Source organism: Cellulosimicrobium sp. NPDC055967, from assembly GCF_042269845.1.
GTDB lineage: Bacteria > Actinomycetota > Actinomycetes > Actinomycetales > Cellulomonadaceae > Cellulosimicrobium.
This window is the reverse complement of the sequence record NZ_JBHJYJ010000011.1, coordinates 136,545-144,672: the sequence shown is the minus strand read 5'-3', so window position 1 is coordinate 144,672 and position 8,128 is coordinate 136,545. Positions and strand designations below refer to the sequence as shown.

Annotated in this window: 6 protein-coding genes; 3 read left to right on the top strand and 3 right to left on the bottom strand. The window is 74.8% G+C overall.

All coding sequences use genetic code 11. The features are described 5' to 3' along the window. Window positions 1-103: 103 nt before the first annotated feature. Window positions 104-694, top strand: coding sequence for a hypothetical protein (locus ACFC2L_RS14885; RefSeq protein WP_336724757.1), 591 nt, complete (start codon window positions 104-106; stop codon window positions 692-694). Then, window positions 691-1,845, top strand: coding sequence for an OmpA family protein (locus ACFC2L_RS14880; RefSeq protein WP_375825058.1), 1,155 nt, complete (start codon window positions 691-693; stop codon window positions 1,843-1,845). Before ACFC2L_RS14885 ends, ACFC2L_RS14880 begins: the two co-directional genes overlap by 4 nt. Window positions 1,846-1,848: 3 nt before the next feature. Here ACFC2L_RS14880 and ACFC2L_RS14875 read toward each other — a convergent pair whose 3' ends face one another. Next, the gene (locus ACFC2L_RS14875; RefSeq protein ID WP_375825057.1) at window positions 1,849-2,337 is read right to left on the bottom strand and encodes a heme-degrading domain-containing protein; all 489 of its coding nucleotides are present in this window, start codon (window positions 2,335-2,337) and stop codon (window positions 1,849-1,851) included. Window positions 2,338-2,363: 26 nt separating this feature from the next. Between ACFC2L_RS14875 and ACFC2L_RS14870 the strand changes: the two genes are divergently transcribed. Then, window positions 2,364-3,740, top strand: coding sequence for an ADP-ribosylglycohydrolase family protein (locus tag ACFC2L_RS14870; protein ID WP_375825056.1), 1,377 nt, complete (start codon window positions 2,364-2,366; stop codon window positions 3,738-3,740). A gap of 70 nt (window positions 3,741-3,810) precedes the next feature. Here the strand turns inward: ACFC2L_RS14870 and ACFC2L_RS14865 are convergent, their stop codons facing one another. Together ACFC2L_RS14865 and ACFC2L_RS14860 are read right to left on the bottom strand one after the other, a co-directional pair. After that, entirely contained in the window at window positions 3,811-5,970 is a 2,160-nt protein-coding gene (locus ACFC2L_RS14865; RefSeq protein ID WP_375825055.1) for a fibronectin type III domain-containing protein, read from the bottom strand. A gap of 236 nt (window positions 5,971-6,206) precedes the next feature. Then, window positions 6,207-7,883 (bottom strand): collagen-binding domain-containing protein, encoded by a 1,677-nt coding sequence (locus tag ACFC2L_RS14860; protein ID WP_375825054.1) that lies wholly within the window; start codon window positions 7,881-7,883, stop codon window positions 6,207-6,209. Window positions 7,884-8,128: the final 245 nt, after the last annotated feature.

Below are 8,128 nucleotides of genomic sequence, written 5' to 3'. Positions count from 1 at the left end.
GGCCGGTGCCCGACGGCACCGGCCCCGCCCGTCTGCCCCGATGGGGACCTCTCCCCACGAACGGGCCGGTCCGAGGACGTTCCGGTCCGCTAGCCTTCCGGCCATGCCGAGCACCACGCCTCCGGGCCTGCCCGTGCCCTCGCCCCTCCCACGCCCCCGCGCGCTCCTGGCCGGCGTCGCCACCGCGGTGGCCCTCGCGCTCACCCTCGCCGCGTGCTCCGGCGACGCGTCGGCGGACGGGCCGACGCCGGTCGCCGTCGGCGCGGAGGAGTACCAGCCGGTCCTCGAGGCGCGGCTGCCCGTCCCCGGCTCCGCCGAGGACGAGGTCTCGCTCGGGCTGGTGTCGCTCGTCGCCGAGGGCTCGACGGTCGAGCTGCGCGTGCTCATGACGCCGCGCTTCGCCGACGCGGACGCGGAGAAGCCCGAGGCGCACTCGGCGTACGACATGCTCGGGCACGACCACAACCCGACGATCGTCGACGTGGACGCGCTCACCGAGTACGACCTCATCTCCTCCGGCGGGACCGACCTCGCGACCGACGTGGTGGCGGCGAAGACCGTGAACGGCCGCCCGCTCCTGTACCAGGCCTGGTTCCCGCGCCCCGCGGGCGACCCGGTCGCCGTCGACGTGCGACTCCACGAGTCGTGGCCCCCGTTCGAGGACGTCCCGGTGACCTACGAGGTCGAGGAGTGAGCCGCGCGCGCCGCACCGCGGTCACGTCGCTCACCGCCGTCGTCGTCACGACGACGCTGCTCGCGGCCGCGGCGGCTCCCGCGACCGCGGAGGACGACCCCGGCGCCGACCCGACGCCCGACGTCCCCGGCATCGACGCGCTCACCCTCGACGACCTCGGCGGTCCCCCCAACCGCGAGTCGCTCGACAAGGCCGTCCGGCACTTCGACCCCGGCGTCGCGACGACCTTCGAGACCGAGGGGGCCGTCACGTCCTTCGAGTACGTCGAGGTCGAGGAGGACGAGGTCGTCGTCACGCTCGAGACGGACGTGCTGTTCGACGTCGGCTCGGCCGAGCTGTCCGACGCGGCGGTGCAGCGCGTCCAGGAGGTCGCTGCGGACCTGCCCGACGGCGTGACCGCGAGCGTCGCGGGCCACACCGACTCGGTCGGCGAGGAGGCCGACAACCTCGACCTCTCCCAGCGTCGCGCCCAGGCGGTCGCCGCGGCGGCGGCGGCGGTGCGCCCCGACGTCACGTTCGACGCGCAGGGCCACGGGGAGTCGCAGCTCAAGGTCGACGAGAGCGGCGACGACGTCGCCGACGACCGCGCCCAGAACCGACGGGTCGAGCTGCGCTACTCCGGCACCACGCCCGGCGAGGGCGGGATCGAGGTCGAGGAGCACGAGCTCGCGCCCGTCGACGCCGACCACGTCCCCGCCGACGCACCCCGGATCGACCTCGTCGAGGACGGCGAGGCGGTCGTGGAGAAGACCGTCGTCGTGCCGAACGACGAGGGCCGCGAGGAGCGCGTGCGCGTCGCGATCGAGCCGATCGTCGTGCGCGGCCCGGTCATGCGGCTCCGCGTCCAGCTCACGCCGCTCGACCCGGTCGACGGTGCCACGGACCGGATCTCCGTGTACGACCTCACGGGCCGGGGCGAGCTGCACCCGTCCGCCGTCGACCCGTACGCGCTCGTCTCCTACGAGCCCGTGCGCGGCAGCGGCGCGCGCGAGCTGGAGAGCGACCCGATCTTCGTGCGGACCGCGGTCGGGCAGACCGCGCGGTACGAGGTGTACCTGCCGCGGCCGCTCGACGACTCGCTGACGTCGCTCTACGTGAACGTCACGCCGACGTGGCCCACGTTCGAGGACGTCCCGCTCGTCGGGGACTGACCGCTACGCGCCCCGACCCAGGAAGGACCGCAGAGCCTCGGTGACCAGCGCGTGGTCGTCGCCCTGGGCGAGCCCGGACACGGTCACGACGCCGACGATCCCGACGCCCTCGACGCGCACCGGGAACGCTCCGCCGTGGGCGGCGAACTCCTGCAGCGGGAGCTGGTGCTGGTCGGTGAACGTCGTCCCCTTCGCGCGGGCGCGCAGGCCCACGAGGTACGACGACGCCCCGAACCGCTCGACCACCCGCACCTTGCGCTGGACCCAGGTGTCGTTGTCCGGCGTCGTGCCCTCGCGCGCGGCGTGGAACACCTGCTGGGGGCCCTTGCGGACGTCGATCGTCACCGGCAGGTCGCGCTCGTCCGCGAGCTCGACCAGCAGGCAGCCGAGGCGCCAGGCGTCGTCGTGCGTGAAGGTGCGGAGCACGAGGTCGCGCTCGTCCGCCTCGACGGAGGCGATCAGGGCGGCGAGGTCGTCGGGCGTCGTGGTCATGGCGTTCATCGTGGCACGATCACGCCGTGACGACGACGCCGCCCCCGCCTGCCCGCGAACCGCTCGACGTGCTCGGCTTCTCCCTCCTCGACCGTGCGTCGGGCGTGCTGCTCGCCCAGGCGGCGGGCGACGCGCTCGGGGTGCCGTACGAGTTCGCGCAGCCGCCCGGCCCGGGGCGGCAGGAATCGGTCGCGGTCATGCGCGGCGGTGGCCTCGGCCCGTACGCGCCCGGTGAGTGGAGCGACGACACCCAGATGTCGGTGTGCGTCGCCCGGGTCACGGCCGCCCACGACGCGCTCTCCCCCGTCCCGGACGCGTTCGGCGCGACCCCGCTCGACGAGGTCGCCGCCGCCTTCGAGGCGTGGCGCACCGGGGGCGCGACCGACGTCGGGACGCAGACCGCCGCCGTGCTGCGCGACGCCGCCGCCCGGCGCGGACCCGCCGCGACGCGCCTGCGCGAGGCGTCCGCGGCGCTGCACGCGGCGACCGGGCGCACGGCCGGGAACGGCGCGCTCATGCGCACGGGCGTCGTCGGGCTGGTGGCCCTGGACGACCGGGACGCGACCGCCCGCGCGGCGCGCGCCGTCGCGGAGATCACGCACACCGACCCGCTCGCCGCCGAGTCGTGCGTGCTGTGGTCGGAGGCCGTGCGCGTCGCGGTGACCGAGCAGCGGCTCGACGTCCGCGCAGGCCTCGACCTCCTCGACCCGGACGCGGCGGCGCGCTGGTCCGGGTGGATCGCCGACGCCGAGCTCGCGCGGCCCACGGGCGACCTGCGGCAGAACGGCTTCACCGTCACCGCGCTCCAGGCGGCGTGGCACGCCATCGCGACCACCTCCGCGCCGCAGGGCTCGACGTTCGCCCACCGCGACCACCTCGCGGCCGCGCTCCAGGCCGCCGTGTCGATCGGCGGCGACACCGACACGGTCGCGGCCATCGCCGGCGCCCTGCTCGGCGCCGCCTACGGCGCGCGCGCCGTGCCGTCCGAGTGGGCGACCGCCGTCCACGGCTGGCCCGGGATCGCGCGGCGCCAGCTCACCGCGCTCGCCCGCCGCACCGCGCAGGGCGGCCTCGTCCGCGCGGGCGCGCTCGCGCCCGCCGACGCCGAGCCGGTCCGTACGCAGTTCTGCCCGCTGTGCGGGACGCTCGTCCGCTGGAACCCCCGCTACCCGCGGCACGTGTGCGCGTGGTGCGAGGCCGACGTCACCGACGAGGCGGGTCGTGCGGTCTCGCTGACCAACGTGGACCTCGGCGGCGGCTACCAGGCGCACTACCTCGACCGCTCCCCCGCGTCCGACGCGGTGCGGAGCGGGCGCGTCTGGATCGGCGGCGTCGAGCACCGAGCGCGCGACGCCCGCTTCGGCGGCATCGTCGTCGAGCCCCTGGACGGACCGTCGACCTGACACGCCGAACCCGGGGTCGCTCCCCAGCGCGGGCGTGCGCTGGGGAACGACCCCGGGTTCGGCGGCGGGCTCAGCCGCAGGTGACCGCCGGGTAGGTGGCGTCCTGCGAGGAGGCGCCGCCGTCGGGTCGGGTGCCCGTCACCGTGACGGAGCCCGCCTCGGCCGCGACGGACCGCGTCGAGAACGACTGGTACGCCGCCTTGCCCGGGGCGACCGCCGCGAACGTCCGCGTGCCGTAGGGCGTCGCGAGCGTGACGTCGGCGGGAACGTCCTCGGTGTTCGTCGCGCGGACCGCGACGTACGCCGTGCCGGCGAGGCAGCGCGCGCTCGTCTCGACGTCGAGCGCCGGGCCCGCCGCGTCCTCGCGCTGCAGCGTCACCCGGTCGACGACGCGCTGCGACCCGGTCGTGTACGTGGTGACCGTGAGGGACGTCGGGGTGACGTCGAGGTCGGAGTAGCTCGCCTCGCGGGACTGCTCCCAGCGGGCCGTCCACGGCTTGGCGCCGTCGAAGTCGTAGAACTTGGAGCCCGACGACGAGTTGCCCGTGAGGTAGAGGACCTGGTCCTCGTCCGGGGTCAGGACGTCGCCCTCGGCGGGCGCCTCCGCCGGGACGACCGGCGTCGCACCCTCCATGAGGTACGAGCGCGTGTAGATGTGGTCGTGGCCCGCGAGGACGAGGTCGACGCCGAGGTCGCTGAAGACGGGCGACAGGGCCTCGCGCATGCGCACCACGTCGGTGTCGCGCGAGTGGAACGCCTGGCTGTACAGCGAGTGGTGGAACGTCACGACGACCCAGTCGTACGCGTCGCCGTGCGTCCCGACCACGTCGCGCAGGAAGGCCTCGTGCCCGGCGATCTCCGCCGGGTCGGAGTCGTTCGAGTCGATCGCGACGACGAGCACGTTGTTGTAGGAGTACCAGTAGTCGCGGCGCTGCTCGGTCGAGAGGTTCGGCATCACGTAGTGCTGGTCGTACAGCGCGGACGCGGTGTCGTGGTTGCCGTCCTGGACGGCGAAGCGCAGCTCGCGCATCTGGCGCGGCGCCAGGAACCCGGCGTACTGCGCGGCGCTGCCGGCGCTGTTCACCTGGTCGCCCGCGGAGATGAGGAACGCCGTGTCGGGGTGCCGGGCGGTCATGACGTCGAGGCTCTCGCCCCAGCGCGCTGCATCGTTCGCGGCGTCGCCGCTCGCGCCGATCTGCGCGTCGCCGACGAACAGCGCGCTGAACTCGTCGCCGAACGTGCCCGTGGTGAAGGTCGTCGGCGCGGACCAGCCGGTGGCCGCGCTGCCCACCCGGTACGCGTACGCCGAGTCCTCCTCGAGGCCGGTGATCGTGGCGTGGTGGTAGGTCGAGCCGTCCGCGGCCGCACCGTCCCGGGACGACGACGTCGCCGCGGCCTGCCAGTCGACCTCGCCGCCCGCCTCGTCGACGCGGACCCACTGCACCTCGCCCGCGCCGGGCAGGGTCGAGAACCAGGCGACGTTCGCCTGCGTCTCGTCCGCGCCGACGTTGAGGGCGACGTCGCGCACCTCGCCGTGCGTCGGGACGAGCGAACGGACGTCGAGGTAGATGTCCGAGCTCGTCGGCGCGTCCTGGTAGAGCGCGACGGAGATCGTGTTCTCGCCGGGCTCGAACGCGTCGGCCGGGACGACGAACGTGCCCGTCACCGGGTCCGTGCGCCCGTTGCCGTGGTACTGCAGGTTCTCCGTGATCTCGCGGCCGTCGTCTCCCAGGCGCACGACCTCCTCGCCGTTCACGTAGACGATCGCCGCGTCGTCGTAGACGATCTCGCCCTCGAACGCCGGGACGCCGTCGAGGTCCGCCGCAGTGAGCTCCACGTCGGTGCGGAAGAAGAACGTGGGGACGTCCGTCGTCGTGCCGGGGATGTACTGCGTGAGCAGGGTCGTGATCGGGAACGCGTCCCCGATGCCCGTCGCGGCGCCGCGCTTGGCGCCGAACGCGCCCGTCGCGGTCTTCCACGCGGAGTCGTCGAACGCGGTCGTCGTCCACACGCGCTGGTCCACGGCGGTGCTGGTCGAGGTCCCCGCCGGGTTCGTGTTGTCGTCGAGGTAGCGCCAGGTCGTGCCGGACGTCGAGAGCAGGGACTCGTCGGCGGCGGCCGTCGAGGTGGCGGTCGCGGCGACGAGCACCGTCCCCACCAGGGAGACGGCGAGCGTCGACGCCGCCGCGCGCGTCAGCGCGCCGGGCAGCCGGGAGGCGTGCGGGTTCATGGGTTCCTTCGCAGGTCAGGGGTCCGCGCGGCGACGACCGTCGGACCACCGTGGCGGCGCCGGACCCGTGGTGGGAAGCGCTGTCACCGTACGGAGCCGGGGTGGCGGGCACCCGTCGTCCCGGTGAACTCCCGTGGGCGGGCAGGTGGCCGTCGCGGACGCGCCCCGGAACGCGCGACGCCGCGCCCCCCGGGATCGGGGGACGCGGCGTCGGGACGGACGGGCGGGACGCCGGGTCAGGCGCCCTGACGTCGCCGCAGGACGAGGACCGTGGTGCCCAGCGCGACCAGCACGAGCGCCGCGAGAGCGACGCCCCCGGCCTGCGCACCGGTCGTCGCCAGACCGTCGGAGCCGCCGTCGGCCGGGTGCGCCGGGGTGGTGGGCGCAACCGGGGTCGTCGGCGTCGTGGGCTCCGTCGGGGTCGTGGGATCCGTCGGGGTCGGCGGTGCGGGCTCGTCCGCCATGTTGGTGAGCACGACGGCGACGTCCGCCGTCGCGCCGATCTCGACGCGCACGGTCCCGTCGTCGCCCGGCACGACGGCTGCGCCGTCCACGTGCCACGCCGGCTCCCCCCACACGACCGCGTCCACGTCGGGGAAGCTGGGCTCCGACAGCACGACCTCGGTGCCCAGCGGAAGGTCGTCCAGGGTCGCGGAGCCGCCGACGGGCACGGTGAGCTCGCCCGTCGTCCCGTCGGCGTCGTACACGACGGTGAACGTCGTGCCCGCCGGCACGGCCGAGGCCGCGGCACCCACGACCTCCTTGGTGAGCGTCAGGCCGCCGGTCTCCACGACCGGATCGGTCGAGCACGGGACGGCGCCGGCGAAGAGGTACGCGTGCGCCTCGCCGCCGAGCAGCGTGAGGTTCCGCGCGACGACCTGGCCGTCGAGCGGGGCGGCCTCGACCGTGAGGTCCGCCGTCGGGGCGTAGACCGAGCCGTCGAGGCGTGTCCCGCCAACACCGAGGGTGACCGCGCCGTCGAGCTGCGACAGGTCCCACATCACGAAGGAGGCCGCCGCGCCGGCTCCGCCGAACACGGAGCCGCGGAGCTCGGTCGTCCCGGCGGGGACGGAGACGATCAACGGGGCGTCCGCGGACGGGAGCACCCCGTCGGCGAACTGCACCGTGTACGCGTCCGCGATCGCGGCGTAGTCGACGACGTTCGGGCGTCCGGGCTCGAGCGCCGAGAGGACGACCCGGTCGCCGACGTCCTCGGCGACGGTGAGCACGTGCGCCGCACCGCTCGGCACGAGGTTCGCGAGGCACTGGCGCACGTCGGCGGGCTCCGTGGCTCCGCTCTCGACGTACGCCGCGACGGCGTCGCGCTCGGTCGCCACGGTCGCGGCACCGGCGGGCCACTTCTGGTTGGTCGCGTCGATCGCCGGCGCGTCGTCGACCGTCGTGCGGTACCGCACCCAGTCACCCCGCTGATAGGTGTCGAACGCCGGGTCGTCGCCCACGACCTTGAGGTAGCCCTGGAGCTCGGCGCCGCTGCCCTGCGGCACGCCCGCGTTCGTGATCTGCGCCAGCCCGGAGGACGGAGCGTACGAGCCGACGAGCAGACGGGTCGGGTCACCGTCGACGGTCGGGATGGTGTAGTCCGCGGTCCCCGCCACCTGGTGGACGATCGCGTACGTACCGCCGTCGGCCCGGACGGTCAGCTCGCCGCCCACGGCGATCGACCCTTCGGTCTCGTGGTTGTCGAGGCGGGCGTCCTCGCGGGCGTAGACGCTGAACCCGCCGGCCAGGTCGAACGGGTTGACCGCGTCGGCGGCGGCGGCGCTCGTCGCGGGGACGACGAGCCCGGCGCCGGCGAGGAGGCCGACGGCGAGCAGCGCGGCAGCCGGCCGTCGACGTTGCCGGCGGGAGGTCTCGTGGGACTGCTGTTGAGGTGTCAAGGTCGGGCGGGTCATCACTACCTGGGTCTCGGTGTCGCGGACGACGGGGTCGGACGACCCGTCCCGACCACCGTAAACAGACCTGGACGGGCGTCCAGGTGCGTGGGCCGGGTGAAGTCGCACCACTGTGAGCAACCCCACCGAGGCGCCCTGACGTTGCCTCCGCATCTATCCCGGATGTCCGGTCTGTCGTCCCGACGGGCGGCCTCAGGAGACGCCGAGGCGCGCGATCAGGCCGTCGCCCAGGGCGCGACGGGACG

Bases quoted from the DNA above. Each gene is read 5' to 3' on its own strand.
- ACFC2L_RS14885 (WP_336724757.1), top strand. From the start codon at position 104: ATGCCGAGCACCACGCCTCCGGGCCTGCCCGTGCCCTCGCCCCTCCCA.
- ACFC2L_RS14875 (WP_375825057.1), bottom strand. From the start codon at position 2,337: ATGACCACGACGCCCGACGACCTCGCCGCCCTGATCGCCTCCGTCGAG.
- ACFC2L_RS14865 (WP_375825055.1), bottom strand. From the start codon at position 5,970: ATGAACCCGCACGCCTCCCGGCTGCCCGGCGCGCTGACGCGCGCGGCG.
- ACFC2L_RS14860 (WP_375825054.1), bottom strand. From the start codon at position 7,883: ATGACCCGCCCGACCTTGACACCTCAACAGCAGTCCCACGAGACCTCC.